Origin of the sequence: Paenibacillus humicus NBRC 102415 (assembly GCF_004000905.1) — a bacterium.
Taxonomy (GTDB): domain Bacteria; phylum Bacillota; class Bacilli; order Paenibacillales; family Paenibacillaceae; genus Paenibacillus_O; species Paenibacillus_O humicus.
Genome location: NZ_BIMD01000008.1, coordinates 37224 through 55042 on the forward strand (window position 1 = coordinate 37224; position 17819 = coordinate 55042).

Annotated in this window: 22 protein-coding genes; 2 read left to right on the plus strand and 20 right to left on the minus strand. The window is 56.0% G+C overall.

The window, feature by feature from the left end:
- The first annotated feature begins 83 nt into the window (after positions 1 to 83).
- On the plus strand, positions 84 to 1148 hold the full coding sequence (locus tag PHU01S_RS07765; RefSeq protein ID WP_048748549.1) for an HD-GYP domain-containing protein: 1065 nt from the start codon (positions 84 to 86) through the stop codon (positions 1146 to 1148).
- A 109-nt stretch (positions 1149 to 1257) separates the two neighbouring features.
- Here PHU01S_RS07765 and PHU01S_RS07770 read toward each other — a convergent pair whose 3' ends face one another.
- From PHU01S_RS07770 to PHU01S_RS07865, 20 genes are all read right to left on the minus strand, one after another.
- Positions 1258 to 1455 carry a hypothetical protein gene (locus tag PHU01S_RS07770; protein WP_127506994.1) on the minus strand — a complete coding sequence of 66 codons (198 nt, stop codon included), beginning with the start codon at positions 1453 to 1455 and terminating at the stop codon, positions 1258 to 1260.
- Positions 1456 to 1692: a DUF3977 family protein gene (locus tag PHU01S_RS07775; RefSeq protein ID WP_048748548.1), complete on the minus strand. Its 237-nt coding sequence runs from the start codon at positions 1690 to 1692 to the stop codon at positions 1456 to 1458.
- Between the two features lie 178 nt (positions 1693 to 1870).
- Positions 1871 to 2797 (minus strand): peptidoglycan recognition protein family protein, encoded by a 927-nt coding sequence (locus tag PHU01S_RS07780; protein ID WP_127506996.1) that lies wholly within the window; start codon positions 2795 to 2797, stop codon positions 1871 to 1873.
- A complete protein-coding gene (locus PHU01S_RS07785; protein ID WP_127506998.1) occupies positions 2784 to 3074 on the minus strand; it encodes a phage holin family protein in 291 nt (96 codons plus the stop codon). The genes PHU01S_RS07780 and PHU01S_RS07785 overlap by 14 nt, the downstream gene beginning before the upstream one ends.
- A gap of 5 nt (positions 3075 to 3079) precedes the next feature.
- Entirely contained in the window at positions 3080 to 3307 is a 228-nt protein-coding gene (locus PHU01S_RS07790) for a hypothetical protein (RefSeq protein WP_021881141.1), read from the minus strand.
- Positions 3308 to 3546: 239 nt separating this feature from the next.
- On the minus strand, positions 3547 to 6246 hold the full coding sequence (locus PHU01S_RS07795; protein ID WP_127507000.1) for a hypothetical protein: 2700 nt from the start codon (positions 6244 to 6246) through the stop codon (positions 3547 to 3549).
- On the minus strand, positions 6247 to 6846 hold the full coding sequence (locus PHU01S_RS07800; RefSeq protein ID WP_246029166.1) for a putative phage tail protein: 600 nt from the start codon (positions 6844 to 6846) through the stop codon (positions 6247 to 6249).
- Entirely contained in the window at positions 6839 to 7924 is a 1086-nt protein-coding gene (locus PHU01S_RS07805; protein ID WP_127507002.1) for a baseplate J/gp47 family protein, read from the minus strand. Before PHU01S_RS07805 ends, PHU01S_RS07800 begins: the two co-directional genes overlap by 8 nt.
- Positions 7921 to 8310: a DUF2634 domain-containing protein gene (locus PHU01S_RS07810; RefSeq protein WP_069202453.1), complete on the minus strand. Its 390-nt coding sequence runs from the start codon at positions 8308 to 8310 to the stop codon at positions 7921 to 7923. The genes PHU01S_RS07805 and PHU01S_RS07810 overlap by 4 nt, the downstream gene beginning before the upstream one ends.
- Positions 8307 to 8603 (minus strand): DUF2577 domain-containing protein, encoded by a 297-nt coding sequence (locus tag PHU01S_RS07815; RefSeq protein WP_083436587.1) that lies wholly within the window; start codon positions 8601 to 8603, stop codon positions 8307 to 8309. The genes PHU01S_RS07810 and PHU01S_RS07815 overlap by 4 nt, the downstream gene beginning before the upstream one ends.
- Positions 8590 to 9579 (minus strand): XkdQ/YqbQ family protein, encoded by a 990-nt coding sequence (locus PHU01S_RS07820; RefSeq protein WP_246029167.1) that lies wholly within the window; start codon positions 9577 to 9579, stop codon positions 8590 to 8592. The genes PHU01S_RS07815 and PHU01S_RS07820 overlap by 14 nt, the downstream gene beginning before the upstream one ends.
- Complete coding sequence (locus PHU01S_RS07825) at positions 9576 to 10385, minus strand: LysM peptidoglycan-binding domain-containing protein (RefSeq protein ID WP_246029168.1); 810 nt, start codon at positions 10383 to 10385, stop codon at positions 9576 to 9578. Before PHU01S_RS07825 ends, PHU01S_RS07820 begins: the two co-directional genes overlap by 4 nt.
- Before the next feature lie 62 nt (positions 10386 to 10447).
- Complete coding sequence (locus PHU01S_RS07830; protein WP_127507004.1) at positions 10448 to 12676, minus strand: phage tail family protein; 2229 nt, start codon at positions 12674 to 12676, stop codon at positions 10448 to 10450.
- 207 nt (positions 12677 to 12883) lie between these two features.
- Positions 12884 to 13303, minus strand: a complete 420-nt coding sequence (locus PHU01S_RS07835) for a phage tail assembly chaperone (RefSeq protein ID WP_021880856.1) — start codon at positions 13301 to 13303, stop codon at positions 12884 to 12886.
- A gap of 18 nt (positions 13304 to 13321) precedes the next feature.
- A complete protein-coding gene (locus PHU01S_RS07840; RefSeq protein ID WP_048748829.1) occupies positions 13322 to 13792 on the minus strand; it encodes a phage tail tube protein in 471 nt (156 codons plus the stop codon).
- 1 nt (position 13793) lies between these two features.
- Positions 13794 to 15083, minus strand: a complete 1290-nt coding sequence (locus PHU01S_RS07845) for a phage tail sheath family protein (RefSeq protein WP_307721787.1) — start codon at positions 15081 to 15083, stop codon at positions 13794 to 13796.
- A 25-nt stretch (positions 15084 to 15108) separates the two neighbouring features.
- Positions 15109 to 15273 (minus strand): hypothetical protein, encoded by a 165-nt coding sequence (locus PHU01S_RS07850; protein ID WP_164763016.1) that lies wholly within the window; start codon positions 15271 to 15273, stop codon positions 15109 to 15111.
- A complete protein-coding gene (locus PHU01S_RS07855) occupies positions 15266 to 15727 on the minus strand; it encodes a phage tail terminator family protein (RefSeq protein ID WP_127507009.1) in 462 nt (153 codons plus the stop codon). Before PHU01S_RS07855 ends, PHU01S_RS07850 begins: the two co-directional genes overlap by 8 nt.
- Positions 15724 to 16128, minus strand: coding sequence for an HK97 gp10 family phage protein (locus PHU01S_RS07860; protein WP_127507011.1), 405 nt, complete (start codon positions 16126 to 16128; stop codon positions 15724 to 15726). Before PHU01S_RS07860 ends, PHU01S_RS07855 begins: the two co-directional genes overlap by 4 nt.
- A 285-nt stretch (positions 16129 to 16413) precedes the next feature.
- A complete protein-coding gene (locus PHU01S_RS07865; RefSeq protein WP_021880850.1) occupies positions 16414 to 17118 on the minus strand; it encodes a hypothetical protein in 705 nt (234 codons plus the stop codon).
- 304 nt (positions 17119 to 17422) lie between these two features.
- On the opposite strand from PHU01S_RS07865, the gene PHU01S_RS07870 reads away from it, so the two are divergent.
- A complete protein-coding gene (locus PHU01S_RS07870; protein WP_021880849.1) occupies positions 17423 to 17815 on the plus strand; it encodes a helix-turn-helix domain-containing protein in 393 nt (130 codons plus the stop codon).
- Positions 17816 to 17819: the final 4 nt, after the last annotated feature.

A 17819-nucleotide genomic window follows, 5' to 3' on the forward strand; every position in this document is an offset into this window, starting at 1 on the left:
TCAACTTTCGCCCTATGCTTCCTGTATTTAGGATTATTTAGATAAGGGTGGGCAGCAGAATATAAACACTGTCGAGGTGCAGCATGAGGGTGCATGTATCGGAAATCAAGGAAGGCGATCGGCTCAGCAGCGACGCCTTCAACCAGTTCGGACTGAACGTCATGTCCAGCGGCACGATGCTGCGGTCATACGAAATCAGCAAGCTGTTGCAGCACGGAATCGATTACGTGGATTTGGCGGAGCCTCCGGAGGCAGAGATCGCCGAATTCGCGCACAGGACGATCGAATCGGGGTTGTCGCCCAAATGGCTGCCTGCCATGAAGCCGCTTTATGAGAGCGCCATCACCGGCTGCGAGAATTTGTTCCGCCAGGCGGCAGAGGAAGGAAAAGTAACGGAGGAGGATGTCGAAAGCAGCTTCCATCCGCTCTTGTCCGGATTCCAGATGGAGCGCGACGTCGTCTCCATGCTGCTCCTTCTGAATACGTCGGACGACTACACGTATCAGCATTCGGTTCAGGTCGGAATGCTGTCCTATTACCTTTCCTCCTGGATGGGGTATGAGGAGCAGGAATCGCTTCGCATCGGCAAAGCCGGATTTCTCCATGACATCGGCAAATGCAGGATTCCGAAGAGCATCCTGAACAAGCCGGGCAAGCTCACTCCGGAAGAATACAAGGAAATCAAGCGCCATACCCTGTATGGAGAAGAAATCATCCTTAATTCCTACGAAGACCCCTACCTCTCCACGGCTGCCCTGCAGCATCACGAACGCATGAACGGAAGCGGATATCCTCATGGAATCAGCAGCGAGGACATCTCTCCGATCGCCAAGATCGTAGCCGTCGCAGATGTGTACAGCGCCATGATCTCATCCCGCGTCTACCAGGAAAAGCGCGACCTGCTCTATGTGCTGAGGGAGCTGTACCGGATGAGCTTCCATGAGCTCGATCCGATGACGACCCATACCTTCATCCGGCATATGATCCCCAACTTCATCGGCAAGCGGGTCGACCTCGACTCCGGGCAATCCGGCATCATCGTCATGACCCATCCTACGGAGTTCTTCCGCCCGCTCGTTCAGATGGAGGAAGAGTTCGTCGACCTGACGCTTGAACGCGAGTATGAAATCACCCAGGTTTATATGTAAAAAAAAAGACCGCCTCCGGATGTTCCGGCGGCGGTCTTCTATTGAAAAGGGGATCCAGAGGAGTCATCGTCCAACGGATTCCTTGGATCGTTAGGTCAGATTTCCAGGCTCATGAAGAATTGCTGTCCCAGACTGCCCGTCCGTCAGCGGCCGGTATCCTTGAAGCCGGTTTTGAGATGTACAGCCGCTGGGCCGCCATGTTCTTGCCGTTCACGGCCAGCACGGCCTCGCTGCGGCCGGGTAGCTCCCGATGGACAATCTCCGCCAGCAGCTCCAGCGCTGCGTTGGCGTATCCGGGTCCCTGCATTTAATGGCTGCATATGCCGAGAATGATTTTGAAGGCCCTCCTGTTTTTGCGCGAGCGCTTGAAGCCTTGCCTCGAATCCATAATGAGCACCGTTCTTCCCAGCCACAGCCTGACGTAGATGGACTGAGGCTTGATCGGTCTCGCGATTCCCCGCTGCTCCTGTTCCGTACCGTCAGGGAATTCGGTTTCCGTGCGGAGAAGCCATCGGTTGCCGTACCCGAATTCAATATACTTCAACGGAACGCCTCCCTGGAATTTGCTGCAGCTTCCATTATGGGAGAGTTGGAGCGGAGTTGTAAATGAAAAGAGCATTCTTCTATGAAAACTTTAGAGGTCATAGAAGAGCGCGAGGGGCCGCTCCGCCGGAGGAGGAAACGAATGCCCGCATGAAGAGTGTTCCGGCCACGGTGCCGGATCAGGAAGCGGGGATTCCGGCGCAAGCGCGGAGTGCCTCCGCCATGACATGGTATTTGGCTGGATCGCGCCCTTCCGCCTTGGCCTTGTACCAGGCCGGCGACAGCCAGTTGTAGATGATCTCCTGGCAGTTGCTTTTCGGGAGAGACAGCCCGGCTGCAGCCCCGCGAACATTGGCGGCCAGCCGCTCGTAATGGGCGGCCGCGGCCTTGTCCCCTGCGAGCAGCATGAAGCGGCGGGCGGGCTGGATATAGGAGACGATGAGGAAGTCGCCTATTTCTTGCCGCAGCTTCGGTTGCTGCGGCTGCGGCTTGGATGGCAGCGGGAGTGCCGGCGCGGATGTCGGCGGCCCCGGGAGGGAGAAGCTGGACGCCGCCATGGCTTTCCGCACATCGGCTATGAGCTCGGCGAACGATTTCCCGCCCCAGGCCAGCGATTGCTCGCAATCCTGCTTCCGCATCGGATCCAGCTGCCGGTGGGTCACGATGTGAGCGGATGGATCCAGTTCCCACTTGCGGCAGCAGAAGGACAGATACCAGACATAGCGGCCGTACGCGGCTTTAAAGTCGATTCCTCCTCCGTAGCAGAGCTCGACTCCGAGCGCGGCGTCGTTGGCGTCGTAGCCGAATCTCTCATTGTCCGTTGTCACATTCCGTATGACATGCCATGCTTTTTCGGCCGCCTGGTCGCCCGTCCCTGCCGGGATGATCTCCAGAATCCGTTTGTCGTCGATGAAGACATGCGCGGATGCCGTTCGATCCCTCAGAGTGTCGAAGTAACGAAAATGCGCATCGGCGCCTGCGCCCGGATTGCCGGTATCATGCGCAACTAAAAAAGCCGGGCAGCCGGTGATGAGCCGGGTGCCTGGCCTTGTGTTCGAGCGTACCGCAACGTAGCGGCGTTCGATCGGATAGTTAGTTTCGTCCATGGGAATCCTCTCCGCCGGCAACGGCCTCCGCCGTCTGCCGGTACATCTGGTTGCCGTACACGGCAACCGCGGCGCACAATACGCCTTGCACGGCCGTATTCGGGCTCCAGCCCAGCGACGCGCCTGCCATAGCGATTCCGACGGCTGTAACGGCGTAGATAATGCTCCAGCCCGGAATTATAGGGGTGCGCTTGAGGATGTAGCCGGATATCCAGCAGAGAAGCAGCACCCCTCCAAGCTTCGGCGAGATCCATTGACTTGCGATCGTCCAGTCCATTGCTCTCAGCTCCCTTCAATAAATTTAAGGACCAGCCCAAGCAGCGTCGCGGCCAGTCCGATCAGTCCAAACGAGGTCGTGATGATCCAGCGCTGCCCCTGCTTCATCGCCTCGAGCTGCCCGCGCAGCTCGTCGATCCGGTGATGCGCGGCTCTGGCTCGCTGGCCAGCCTCTCGGGCCATATCATCCGACTTTTCCAATCTCTCCACGAGACGGCTTACGCTGCCAGCCATATCCGTGAGCGCTTTCGTATTTACTTCCTGGAGAGTCTCCAGTTTTATGACCTGAGAGGAGATCGACTGCAGCTGCGCGGCTGGAATGTCTATGTGAATTCTCCTTTCAGCAAAAAGAGCGCCTAAGCGGCGCTCTCTGCTCCTGTGATTTCAACTGCCTGTTCCTGTGTGACCTTGCCGGGTTAAACGAAAACATGCCCTATTCAGGCGAATAAGTACTTTGATAAATCACAACCTCCCTAATCCAAAGGAAGAATAGCATTAATATAATTATAATTTTCTCCAGTTACATTGCTGGCAGCGCTTATTGAGACAAAGACTCGACCATCAACATCAACACAGAGATTGCTAAGACCGTAAGTTGCATTGATTACACTGACAATTGGTCCATGATAAGTCGATGCCGGCCTATATTCTCGTGGAAGTATAAATATCGGAGCAAAATTAATTCCTCCACAAATAACCCCTTTTATTTCAAGTGTATTTCCAACCTTTTTATAGGAAGGCTTGTACCTATCTTTATTTTCATAGGGTCGCCAGCTATTCAATAAGGTTGGATAAATCCATTGTGGGGCTTTATCAGTAGCCGAGTTGTTCTCTAGTACGGCTAAGCGATTGGTTAATTGACCAGTAATTTTGACGAGACTGTCAATTATCTCACGAGAATTAGGTACATACTGCGCTGAGATTAACGCTGGAATGATTCCAATTTGGCAAGTATCAAGTGTAAGATAAGTGACTTCATAGACTGCAGAATTATCGTAATGAGATTGGGCATATTGCGGACGCACATTCCCATAACTACCGTTGCTCCAAAGTATATAGTTTCGTTCACGCTTTCTGCTTTTGAACACATCTAAAATAACATATGATCTATACTTAAAGTAAGTAGATGGATATGCTCCTTCATTTGCTTGCCAGTAACCTCCTATTAACTCAAAATTGGCTTTTTCCTTTACCACAACCCCCGTACCAACTTCTATTGTATTTATTCCCTCATATAGATTGACAGCTCCTTCGGAACGAGCAGGTTCATCTATTGAATTGGTAAGCTGATATAGAAGACGATATGGAGAAAAGCTCGTTGCTTGCAGAACCGGTAAACTTGTCGTGCCATCAAGCCATCCTCTACTCACCCCATCAAATCTACGCACCCACGCTTTCTGCCCTGACCCATTATATAAATTGTTTGCTGGATTATCAGGAGTAGAATTCGTCGTAGCGCCGCCATTGAACATTACCCAGCCGTTAAAATACGCGTTTATTTCTTCAGCTGTAGGAGTATAATTATCCCCCCAACCAGAATCACTTGAAGCAATCGTCAGAAATAATGTTCCTGCCGTACTATGAATTCCGAATTGATCCATTGCTGTTTTGGTACTCTCAATTCTATCCAATATTTTCCCATTATTTTTTATTGCTGAGGCAACAAAAGTGTTTGGAATGGCTTGAATCAATCCATCCAACCTAACCTCTTTGAAACCTGTATAATTACCACTGAATTGCCAAGCAAGATCTCCAGTAAGATCGATTGTTTTAAACCATCGCTTAACTCTTGCCTGTCCGAGACTATCAGTATATAGCTCATCAAAAATGCTTCCATCCAAATTTGATGCTAAATTGGCGTCCGGAAAAAATTGATATTGGTCATCTGCAGCTTGAGCGGCTGCTCTACGGATATAGATTCCATTAACATTCTTTACATCATCTACATAGGGATATTTGGCAGCAATCTGATCGGCAGTCATGCTATTAAGAGCTGTATACTCTGTCAAAGTAACTTCATAAATTCGGGCACTATCGGCATATAAAATTTGCCCGCTGGATGCACTGCTTGCATCGATCTGTATGCCACAGTTTTCGTCTGTTGCTGGAGTGTACTTCCCCCACACCGCAGTAAACTTTGATGTTGTTATCGTGTTGTTAGATGCTGCTCCAGATCCAACATTTATTTTTATGGAGGTGAGAGCAGAGGTACCACTCTTTATATCCATAATACCAATGTAATATCTTCCTGCTTTAGCCTTTGCTAGAAGACCCGTATCTCCACGAAGGTAAAAGGTTTTCGTAGTTCCAGAACCAATCGTAAGTTTTGCCCCTGACGTTCCGGTTGTAAAATTGGTCGTGTCTGACGTTACGGTGACATTGCTTCCTGGCCAATTACTTATAAAGTCCATATTCCCTACTCGTCCAATGAGATTCACTAGAGTTCTCCCTCTAATGCTCGTTACGTTTAACAGATTATCCCGAGGGACAGTAATTGTTTGTGTTCCGGGGACAAGAGACAAGTTAACTGGAGCGGCATTTGCTAAATCAGCTTGCAGTGGAGTAACAGCCGCATTAAGAGAAGCCTGTAAACTGCTCACCGCGCTGTCCACCGTATCCTTCCGCGCAACGTCGTCGCTTGCGGACGGTGCCGCCGCCTTGAGGCGTCCCGCTCCGTCCCGGAGGGCAACCGTTCCCGGTGTAGCTGTAGCCGCCAGCGGCGAGCCAAGCTGCGTGAAAGAAAGATCGCTCGTGCCAAGCACCGGCTTGCCTGCTCCGGTCAACCGCCAAGCTGTTCCCGCTCCGGCCGAACCTTCCCGCACGAACACGGACAACCCTGCCGCCAGCTTCTCCGAAGCATCCGCGTCCGGAGAGCGTTTCCATGCAGCAGCAGATACGATGTAGATGCCGTTGAGTTTTTTATCCGTCTGAGCTTTTACCAGCACTCGGTCGCCCGCTTTGAGCACAACGCCGTCGACGGTGATTTCACCGGATAACGCCAAATCGCCGGTTGTGGCAACCCGAACGTCGGCATTGCCGTTTTTAAGTCCGATCGCCTGATCGACCTTATCCCAATTGTCATTCATCATCGTCTGGATATTGAAAGTATCCGTTGGCGGATCGACACCTGCCACTTTTTTCAGCAAATTGAGAATAGGGGTAAATACCGGCATTCATTCTCCTCCTTCATCAAGAAAAGGTGCGAAATCGCCAAGCAGCCGCAGTTGCACCGCTTGAAGCTCGAGCCTTTCGATTTCTTCCAATGCCAAATACCGAAAAACATACTTCACCAGCAAATGGGCCGGCAGGACCTCGCCGACCGCCGCCTTGAGATCGGCCAGGTTAGGCGGCAGCCCCAACGTGCTGACGAAGCGGATCGTGAAGGTGCCGATCGCCGGATCGTAGCCGACCTCGATCTGTCCGTTCTCGTACGCTTGGGCGACCGACTTGAGCAGCTGCCCGCTGAACTTGCCGAAGCCGCGGATCTTGGACAGCACGACCGCCCTCCGCTGCTCCAGCGGCATGACCGATTTCGGGGTTATGCCCAGCTCCCGCTCCCAATCCTCCAGGCCCCAGGTTGCGGTCGAGGCGAAGCGCTGCTGCAGCTGCTCCGCCAGCTCGGCGCGCAGCCGGTCCAGCTGGCTTCCTTCGGCAGCCGCGATCGCCTGCATCTCCCGCACATCCTGATAGAACTCCGGCCATTCCGCCATCAGCGCGGAGGCGGCGGCCGGAAAATCAGCTATCCCCCTTAATGATGCGAAGCCGTCATTCACGCAGAGTCACCGCCTTCAGCGCTGCCACGGATCCGGCCGGGACCGCAACATTGGCGCTGCCCGAATTCAGCATCAACGAGGAGGAGGAATAATCCTGAACGCCCGGAGTATCCAGCAGCAGCGTTCCAATCCGCGCATACTTGACGCTGCGATCATCGCCATAGGCGATGTCCGCCAGATGAGAGCGGACGGCCTCCGCGAAATCAGCCTGGATCTGGGCCAAGGACCGGGTGCCTGTACGGGAAATCGTAGCCGTGATTTCCACATTTACGAGGGGAGCCGCCTCCACCGTCACGACCGCGCCGGCCGGAGCCGCGCCTTCGCCCATCCCCTCTCCGAGGCCCGCCGCAGGATCGATATAGGCTTTTACCGCCTTCACGATGTCGGCCGAAGCGGGAACCTTTTTCTTGTCCAGCAGCAAAATCTTGACCGTATTCGGCCCCTTCCACGCCGGCAGCACGTAGGCGTCCCCGACACCGCCGATCTCAAGCGCCCAGCTGCGGAAGGCTGCGCGGTTGCCGCTCGTCGGCGGCGTGCGGACATGCGCAAAGAAGCGTTCACGGAACGCTTCGTCGTCTTCCTCGTCCTTGCCCGGCTTCAGCACTCCGCCAAGAACAGCCGTAGCAAGTCCATCTACATATTCAAGCGGCAGCAGCGGACCGGTCGGAAGATTGCCCTGCTCTCCAGCGCTCTCGCACACAAGCTCCCACCGGCCGGGCGCTAGCCGCGCCCGCACTCGGAACAGCAAGCCTCCGGCTCCGAACAAGCTCCCTGCCGCCACATCCAGAGGAGCTCCGGCCGCATCCGCGAACAACCCTTCCCGTACGGCGGACTCCGCAGGCAGCGGATCGACTCCGAAATCCGCGCCCCTCGCCCTCAGCTCACCCCCGCTGGATGTATGCGCATAGCCGAGCAGATTCTGCCTGCCCAGCTCGGCATAAGCCTCCGCCAGCTTGCGGGCGGCGGGCGCCAGCGCATCGTAGAGGATGCTGCCTTCCCGCTTATCCACCGCATCGCTTGCGGAATCCAGCATTTCCTCCAGAATCGTCTCAAACGTGCGGTCTTCGTACAGCTTCATTCCGGCTTCCTCCCATAGGAGACGGATAGGCTCCCGAACACGGACCGTACCCGAAATGAAACACGCGCCTCGTCCCCGGACGCTTCCATGCGGAATTGCTCGACGCCCGTTATGCGGTCGTCCGCCAGCAGCGCTTCGGTCACGAGCCGTTCCAGATCATGCACGATCCTTTGTCCCAGCTGTTTCTCCATCCCGTAATTATCCGAATAAATGAAATGAGCAAACCGGTCCGTGTCGAGAATCTTATACACGGCTTGCTCCACCGCATCCAGGGAATCGATCATCCCGGCGATGCGTCCGTTGTCCAGGTCCAGCCGATAAGTGCGGCTGGTCTGAAGCTCTTCTTCGACGGCGGCTCCCAGAGAAGCGCCTTCCACCTTCATCATGGCGCCAGCCTCCCCGCCACATAGAAGTTCAAGGCTCCCTGCTGCCGGATCAGCACGACCCGATCCCCGGCTTCCAGACCTTTGCGAAGCAGAATCTCCGAGCCCCCGATCTCGAGCTTCTGCTCGGTCAGATGCTCCGGCACGATCAAGAAATCGTCATCCAGATTCAGCCGCTGATCGGCGCGAACGACCAGCGGCCCAGCCGACACGACGACGCCGGGCATGACGTCGGCCAGCTTCATGGCGTTGACGCAGCCTTCGGCAATCGCTTTGACGGAATCATTCAGGCCCATCGGCAACCACCTTCATTTCCAATGACATCGTATGCTTGTTCCCATCGAGCTTATGGGTGCATTCCTCGATCAGGAAAAACCGGTTCAGCCCCAGCTTGTCCACCGTAACCTGGACCTTCATGCCTGCCCGAAGCCCCGGATAGCCGAGCGCCTCGAGCGAGAATTTCTGCTGCTCCCGGTTTTTCACGGCCAGGAACCGCTTCGCCATCTCCCTGATCTGCTGCTCGTTCAATTTCTCGTCGACCTTCTGATAATATTGCAGCTTGCCCCATCGGTTCATGGAGCCTTTATCCGGCTCCACGAACTCCTGCCGGACGCCGTCTTTATTGTCACGGGCCAGCTTGATGAAGTTGTACGTGTCGTCTTCGATGCTTTTTTTGCGCTTGTAGCCGTATACGAGGCTTTCATCTCCAAGCACGATATCCGCCGCCATATCGCGCACATGAGTCAGCGTCACCTTGCCGAAATCATCGTAGAGCACATACAGGTCTCCATTGGCCATCAGCGTCGAATCCAGAGCCCGGCTGACGATGTCGATGCGCTTCTGCCCGTCCTCGGAAACCTTGGGAATTCGATGGACCGTGTTCGCCAGCTTGCCGACCGTCAGTCCGATCGCCTTGCATTGGTCGAGGATGACCTCGTCCGCCCGAATGTTTTTGCGGATATACGTATCGCTCTCGCTCAGATAGCGCAGCTGGTCATAGGCGAGCAGTTGGATCGAGGCTTCCTCGCTGTCATCCACCGAAAAGATCCGCCCCAGAAAAAAGCCTTTCCCGTCCAGCTTGACTTGAATAGGATTTCCGTTTTCGGCCTTGAAGCCGCCTCTATCCATTCCTTTGGCATACACGAGAGTCGCTTCAAGAGAGGAAGGCTTGCCGATTCGGCTCGTCTTCCAGGTCATTTGGGAGATGGACTCCGTCACGTTCCATAACGTGCCGTCCAGATTGTCGATCAACACTTCGTACAGCGCGCTCACCTCTTTTTCGGCGGCAGCTGCAGAGTGCGTCCGGCCTGCAGCCGATTCAGCTCGGAATCCTTGATGCCGTTCAGCTTTTGGATTTCACGCCAGCGGCCGGAATCGCCCAGCTGCGACTTCGACACTCCGATCAGCGTATCGCCGGAACGCAGAACGTACTTCTGCGGCGGGATTCTTTCATCCGGGCGTGTGGAAGCCTCCTTGCGAAGCGCGGTCTGCCCGTTTTTCTGCACGGCCTTGACTTTGCGCGGAGAGAAGAAGGCGTATTCCTTGAGCTTCAGAGAGTAGAACACATCTCCCGCCGAGCCCGCCTCCTCGTAACGCTCGAACGATTCGATCGTCATCGGCAAATTGATGATATTGCCTTTGGCCGCATCGGCGCCGATGTAGATGACCCGGATCGGATACCCGCTGGCCATCCATTTATTTATGGATTGGACGTAGAAGCTTGGCGGCTTAAGCTTGAAGAATTGCTTGATGACGACCCCTTCCTTCACCACTTCCTTTTCCTTGATTGAATAGTAAGGATGAATGAACGGATAAGTTTTCTGCTGCGGAAAAAAGCTCTCGAAGCTGATTTCGGCCAGCTCGGGACTCTCGGGCACCGATACGCTTCCCGTCCCGAGCACTTGATAGTCGCTCGATCTGCCGCCTCGGCTGATGCTGATCTTTTCCGGCATGACCGGAAGCGGGAATCCTTCCGTGCTGTTGTCCCAGCTGAGCCAGATCGTGAACGGAAGCAGAACCGGTATGATTTTTTCGCTTGTTCCGGAATCGTCCCCTTGTTTTGCCGTTGTACTGCTCACGCTTTCGAACCTCCTTTACGCCCTTCGTGCACCCTGCCGTTTATTTTTCAAGACCAAGCGGCTTAAACCCCAAAGCTTCCCTGAGCCGAGGCGCTCAGCTCCTGAACCATATAAGCGTCGATTTTGCCGATGATCTGATCGACATCCATCTCTTTCATGACAGGGCCTGTCGTGACCTGAACGGTCGGCGTCAAGGTGACGAAGTTCTGCAGCGCCTTGATCTCGGCCATATCGCGCATGACCTTGAGATCCTCGCTGCCGATGTTCACCTCATCCTTGATGCTGCCGACTTCGCCGACCTTGTCGATGGTGCCGATGCCGCCCTTGCCGGCAGCCCCGAAGCCAGTCAGCGCTTCCGTTTTGGCTTGGGCGCCGTTTTTGTCCTGCGGAGGGAAGTTGGTAACGCCTTTGTATTTGTCCGCATCCTTGGGACCGGCCGAGAAGTCGAAGCTGCCGGCAAATTTAGCGACTTTGCCCGTCAGGTTTATCCCCGTATCCATTCCTTTTTTGTTGAGGTCCTGCAGATTCGCCATATCCATTCTCGGGAGGTATTTTTTGCTTTTCCCTTCCGGCTCCTTCAGGTACTTGCCCATCAAATCCTTGTATTTGTCGCTGATGGCATGGATATTATCCGTTTTAAACGGATCGACCGGCTTGATGTCGGAGCCGGTAAGCTTGTTGTACAGGCCGAGAAGCCCATTGAATCCGTCTAGTACAACGTTGATTCCTTCCAAGATCACCTTCATGAAGCCTCCGGCGAACGTTTCTGCGCCGTAAAGCATCTGGTACATGGCATTGCCGAAGAAGGTAGCCAAATCATAGAACAGCTTTTGGACCGTAAATACCGGGTCCACGAACAGATTGATGATGAAATCGGCGAAGCTGGCAAATAGATTCCAACAAGCCGCAATGATGTTGTAAATCGCTCCTCCAAGCATATAGAAAGCCCCAATGACGCCTCCGATGATTTCTCCCACCGTCGCCCCCATGCTCAGCATGATGTACACCAGCCCGCCTATCACGGCGATAATCAGCAGAATCGGCCAGTTCATCGCCAGCCAGGCTGCCGCCGTCGACAGCACCGGAGCGACCATTGCCCACAACGCCGGCAGCATCGCCCATAATTGGCCGATCATCATCGGAATTGCGACAGCCCCGAGACCGGCGATAATGGCAATGACGGCATCGCCGTTGTTCGTGAACACGTCCAACAGGAAAAACGCCGCATCCGCCGCAAGGCTGAGCAGCTCCGCCACCACCCACAGACCGGCGGAAAGCGCCTCGAAGAACGGATCGAACCTGCCGGCATTGAAAGCCTCGCTCAGCTTGTCGAGCGTCGGCATGAGAGCTTCGAGAGCCGGCATGCCGGCTTGGGCTTTGCCGTCATTAATGTGCTGCTTGAAGCCCTCCACCTGGGCTGCGGGACTGTTCGTCGCCTTCTCGAAGCTTTCCTGGCTCATCCCTTGCTTGCTCAGCAAGCTGTCCATTGAAGCGAGAAAGCCGGTCAGGTCCCCTTCCGCCGCCTTTTTCATGGCGCCGCTGTCGTCCAGATTTTTCTGGCTGATGCCGGAGCTTTCCAGAAAAGCCTTGGGATCGCCCGTCATCAAGCCTTTGAGCGAGCCCGTTGCCGACTCCAGATTTTTGGACGGGCTCAGCTTCTGCATTCTCATGGCGATGCCATTCAGTGCCGTCAGCATCGCCGGGTCCGTTGTCGTTCCGATCATGGACATCGCGGACTTATGGGCCTCGGCCGGATCGTAATTGGCCTTCAAGGCCTGCTTGTTGACGGCATCGAAAATGAACTGACCGCCGGTATCGCTTCCGGCACGAGCCGAATAAGCATCGATTTGCCGTTTGCGTTCCATAGCCCCGCCGACCGATTCCTTGAAGATCGGAGCGATTGCGTCATACGCTCCCTTAAGCGCAGAGCCCAAACCTTTCCCCGGAGATGATGCCCCGCTGCCCGAGCTCGAGACATCAGTCGCCAGCTTGATCTTGAACGGCCCGGAATCCAGCGCAGCTTGAATTTGCGAACGCAGCGCAGCCCCGTCGATACGGATCCGGACCCCGTTCAGAACGAGGTTGCTTTTATTCATCGCGATGATCCGCTTCTGCACCGAATTGAGCTGCCGCGAGGCCGAATCGGTCCGAATCCGAACATCCAGCGGTTTTCCCAGCTTGGCCTGAAGCTTGTCCGTCAGCTTGATCGTCTGCTCCAGCGCTTTGTTCACCTGCCTTAGGCCGGCGGAGAACCGGTCGTAAAGCACCAATGTCGCCTGCAAAGTCGCCATTTCATTCCTCCTTTCCTTGCCTCTAACGCCTGCGGGAACCGGCGGACGACTGGAGCCGCGATCTCTTCTCGGCTTCCAGACGTACCCGCACCATCCCGATCAGAGCCCCTTTTTGCCGCGCGGACAGCGCGGCGAATTCCCAGGGCATCAGATTGTATTCATTGAGGGCGAAGTAGGCGTAGTTCCATTCCGCATCGCCCTCGTCGATCAGTTTTTTACTTCATCGGAAATCTCGCTGACATCGCGGTCGAAGCCGTTGATTTCCTGCACCTTGGCCGCCAGATTGGCGAACTCTCCCGCGAGCAGCATTTTACGCACGACGGCGGATGCGCCGCGTACGCCGTAGGATTGCTGCAGCTCGGCGTCGTTCAGGTCGGGATAGACGACGCATGCGGCGACCATTCGGCCCAGGTAGGCGTTGTAGTCGAGCTCGGGCACGCCCGAGCTCCCCTTTCCTTTAGTCCGCTTGGTCGAGGCGCCGCGAATCTCTTCATTGAGCTCTTCGGAGATCGCGCGCAGCTTCCAGGCGGCCGGACGCCCGGAGGCGTCCAGAAAACGGTCCGAGACGACAACATCCTGCGGCTCCGCCTGTACGGCGTTGTCCGCGAAAAACATTTTCATGCTCATGGTTCATTCCTCCTTGGGTTAGCCCGGAATCGGGTCGGTGAATTTGTCGGTGATGAGAACGTTGTGGAACGTGAACGGCACTTCCTCATCCAGCGCGTCGGACTCCACGTCGAGAGCGGCCATGACGATTTCGTCGAGATTGACGCCGATCAGAGAGACAACCTGCTTGCCGATGGCAGAAGCCGGATCCTCATTGGCGACGGTGATGTCGAAGTAGGTATCGACGCCCGTTTGAATATATTTCTGCATCATCTCGCGGAAACGGGAAGTGACATAATAGATCGTCATCGTGCCGGTGCCTTCCCAGCCGGTCGCTTTTTTCTGCGTGTTGCGGTTGCCGAGCGTCTTGATGTCGGCCTTGTTTTTCTTCGCCGTGGCACGCAGGTTTTTGACAAAGAACATTTCGACATTCTGCCCGTCGATCGTGGCAAATGCCGTGCCCGAATATCCGGAAAGAGTGTCCCCGGCCCTCAGAAAAGGAGTCGTCATTTTACTTCACCTGAACTTTCATATAGATTTTTTCAATCGAGTCGACCGGCTGAATCGCGGCATTCACAACGACCGTATCCGGCTCCGCTCCCTGCGACACGCTGATGTCCTGGCCGGGATCGAAATTCTGGATGGCGCCGATAGCCTGATATTGATCCATCAGCTTCACGCAGTCCTTGCGGAATAGGGAGCGGCCGTTGTCGTTGTTGGCCATTTTCCCGATATAGAAATTCTCGAACGCGTTCTTGAAATCGTTGGCCAAGCCATCCAGCACGCGCAGCGCCGCATTTTTGCCGAACACCTTGCCCTTCAGGGCCGTCGGCGAGCGGTAGGAGTTGATATCCTGCTCCACCACGACGCCGCCTCCCCGTGCCGTGAACAGGAACTCGCCTCCCTGCAGGGCGGCGATCGTCGCCGAGTTCGTAATGCGAGGAGCCGCATCGACCGCACCCTCATAACGGGAATAAGTCAGCGATTCATTCGCCGCTGCGGCAGCCGTAGCGGCTGCTACCCATACCGCGGTCTGGCCGGCGGTGAGCACGGTGCCGTTGTCCAGCTTGACGCCGTTCTTGACGCTGATGACGCCTTCGTCATTGGCCGTCGTGTAATTTTCCAGCACGGTCTGGATCTTGCGTCCCTCATCCTCGCGCATACGGCTGACGAAGGCGGCAAAGAGCCCTTTAATGACGGCATCGGTACCCGTGTAAACGACCGTATTGAAATCCTGCAGCTCGATAGCGGCAAGGAAATCCGTATAATTCTGGTTCGTCACCGTTCCATCGGCGCCGCCGGTCAGAGGCGCTCCCGCTGTCGCCGCCAGCTCGCCCGTTCCGCTCCAGACGATCCAGTCGGTCGCCGCCAGACCGGCGATGTTCGCCACCGTCTGCTTGTTCACCGCGACTCCTTCGAGCATCGTCGTCACATCGAATTGGCCGGCCTTGTCCACGCTCGCCGCAATGACAATCGACAGAGCGTTGCCTCGGACGCCGGCATATTTGGCTGTAGCGGTCAGCGTGCCGCTCGTCGCCTTGGCAGCTGTTCCTCCATTCAGTCGGTACAGCAGCAGCCGGCTGGCGCGCTTGAACGCCTCGCGGACCAGCAGCATTTCCGGAGCCGCCAAGCTGTAGCCGAGCTTCGCCGTCGTATCCTCTCCCGCACCGAGAACCGTCAGCGCGCTCGGAGCTCCCCAAGACAGCGGCAGCGCCAGCGCCACCGTTCCCCGTTCTCCGAGAACAACCGGAGCCCCGCTCGTTGCGAAGTTGATATAGACGCCCGGCCTTACCTTGTTCATTGCTGTAAATGTGCCTCCTGCCATGTTATACGGCCTCCCTTTTCATGAATTCGTCCACTTTCTCCGCTACCTGCTCTTTTGTATAAGACGCTCCGTCCTCCAGCAGCACGGTCAGCAGATCGCGCAGCGGGAAGTAGAGCTCGCTGGCCAAAAGCTGTTCCTTGCCATAGACAGCCTGTTCCTCAGGCATGCCGCTTTCTTCCTTCGTTTGTCGGGCCAATCGGCTCAACCTCCTCCATTAATTTGTGCATCATGATGCCCGGCTCTTGCTGCACCCCGCCGTAGGAAACGTAGGCCGCCTTTGCATAAAGCATCCCGTCGACCAGCTCGTGGCTGATGCCGCTCCCTCTGGCAGCCGTCCCATCCGGCAGCGTCACCAGGTCCAGCAGCCGGTAAAGCGAATCCGCCGGCGTCGCCGCCAACGCGCCTTCGGCCGGCCGGTGGGCGACGAGAAGAGTGTCCGATTGCCGGTACCGGCCTCCGAGCTGATGCTGACGGCTTCCTGCCAGGAGCCTCACCTCGAAATACGCCCCCGCGGCTGGAGGCCCGCCGCCCGGCTCCTCCCCGTTGATGACGGGAACGCCGGGAAACTCGGCTTGCAGCGAGCGGGAGACGGCCATCGCCACTTGTTTCATCGCTGTCATCGTCCCGCTCCCCCCTTGCCGCTGAGCATGGCATCCAGCGCTTGTCCAAGCGTTGCCGGCCATTCCCTTTCCAGCCGGGACATCGCCAGCGCCAGCATGAACCGCCCTTGCTGCCGGCCTCCTCCGTCGCGACTCCCGTATTCGAGCTTCGCCGCCGCAGGATCGGGGTGGTAGACATCCACGCTCATCAGCGCTCCGCCCGTCTTGACGGGGCCGGTTTTCCAGCCGCGGCGGCTGCCCGCCCATAAGGGAGGAGTATGCTCCGCAGCCATGGCGGCCAGCTTGCCGGCCTCCTCGGCCAGCACTCGTCCCATCAGCGCGGGCCACTCCTTCTCCAAATCCTTCAACCGCTTCCGGAGATTCTCCGGATCGTCTACGGTTATCGCGCCCATTACGGACACGGCCATTCCTCCTTTCGTCCAGCTCTCGCATCATCAGGCTTGCATGAAAACGAAAGGAAGCCGTCCTGTATGCCGGACGGCTTCTCTCTTTCATCGTTCCTGATACTAGCATATTAGCACGGACAAACCCGCCTCAAAGGCTCATATCCGTCTCATTCCCGTCTCAACACCGTCTCATCCCGATTCAAGTCCGCAAGTTCCGCCTGTCGAGTGCAATGAAAAAGGCAAGCTCCGCGATTCGGAAGCTTGCCTTGGTTGTTCCTTTTCCTCTCCTCCAGATTCCCCTCACCCCCGCTGCCACTCCAGCACCCGAAGGAACATCCTTGCCGCCTGCGGCTTCCAGCGAAAGAAGGTCGGCCTCGATACACATAAAGCGATGGCCGCGGAATCCGCCGTTCTTTGCTCCAGGTAATACAGCCGGATGAGCTGGCCGAAGCCGTCCCGCTCCTCCTCCACAAGACGGACCGCTTCATCCGTCTGCTCCTTTTCCTCCAGCAGCGCCTGCAGCTTCGTCATTCTTTCGATCACGGCATCGTAATCCCCTTGCCTCCCGGCTCTCGCTTCGACCACCTTCTCGACCTTGCCTCTCAGCTCACGCAGCAGCCTGTCGTCCTCCAGATCGGCGCCCTTTTTCGGAATGGCGGCCAGCTGAGCTTTCGTACCCGCCGGGTACTTGTCCAGGTAAGCGTGGGCAACGGTCTCCAGCTTCTGCTCATGTGCGTTCAAATACATATAGGAAGGCATAGGACGGAGACGCTTGTGCAAATCTTGAAGCTGATCCTCCTGATTGAGCCGGCTGACCGTCATGCCGCCTCCAATCGAGTAATTGCCGAGAGCCTTCGCTTGAACGCCGATCGCGCGGTATCGCTTGGCCGCATCGCGGACGAGGCTTTCGACCTGCTTGTTGTCCAGCTCCTCGACCAGCTCCTCGATCGTTTTGCGGGGGGCCGCGGATGCCGGCATCATTTCACGCTGTCTTCCAATCTCCATCTGTCATCCTCCTTGGATATAGCTAAAATTATATTTGAGTTATTTTCGGGTGAAGCCTCTCTCCTCACATCCGGCTTGTGCTTTGGACGTTTTGCTTATATAATCGAGCCTAGAAGTAAAATATAATTTGAGCGAAATCGATGAGCTTTCCTTGTTTTCCCGTTTTCATCGTCATTATAAACCATATGCCCCTGCATACATCCAGACCGTCCAAATGCTGGTTATCCACGAAATGTATCCCTACTATAGCACTCAAATTATATTTGGGCAATAGCTGAAAAAGGATCGAACGGAGGTCGCAGACATGTCATTAGGCAAACGAATCCGGGAATACCGGATCAAACGAGGATTGACGCAAATGCAGCTTGCCGTCAGGCTTCAAATGACGGAAGCCAATATTTCCAGTTATGAACGGGACAAGAGCGCTCCGCCGAGCGACAAGCTTAACCAGCTCTCCGATATTCTCGGCGTTTCTTCCGATTATTTGCTCGGACGGTCAATGGGCCGCTTCGACGCCGGTCCTGCAGGAGATTCCGGAGACAGGGCAGCTTCGGATGGCAGTCTGCGGACCAGCGAATTTAGCGATGAAGAGATTCTGACGCTTGCCGCCCACCGGGTCGGCCATGAAGGTCCGCTGTCCAGCCAGGAGCTGGAGCAGATCAAGCTGGCGGTGCGCATCGCCTTGTCCAAAAAATAGCATT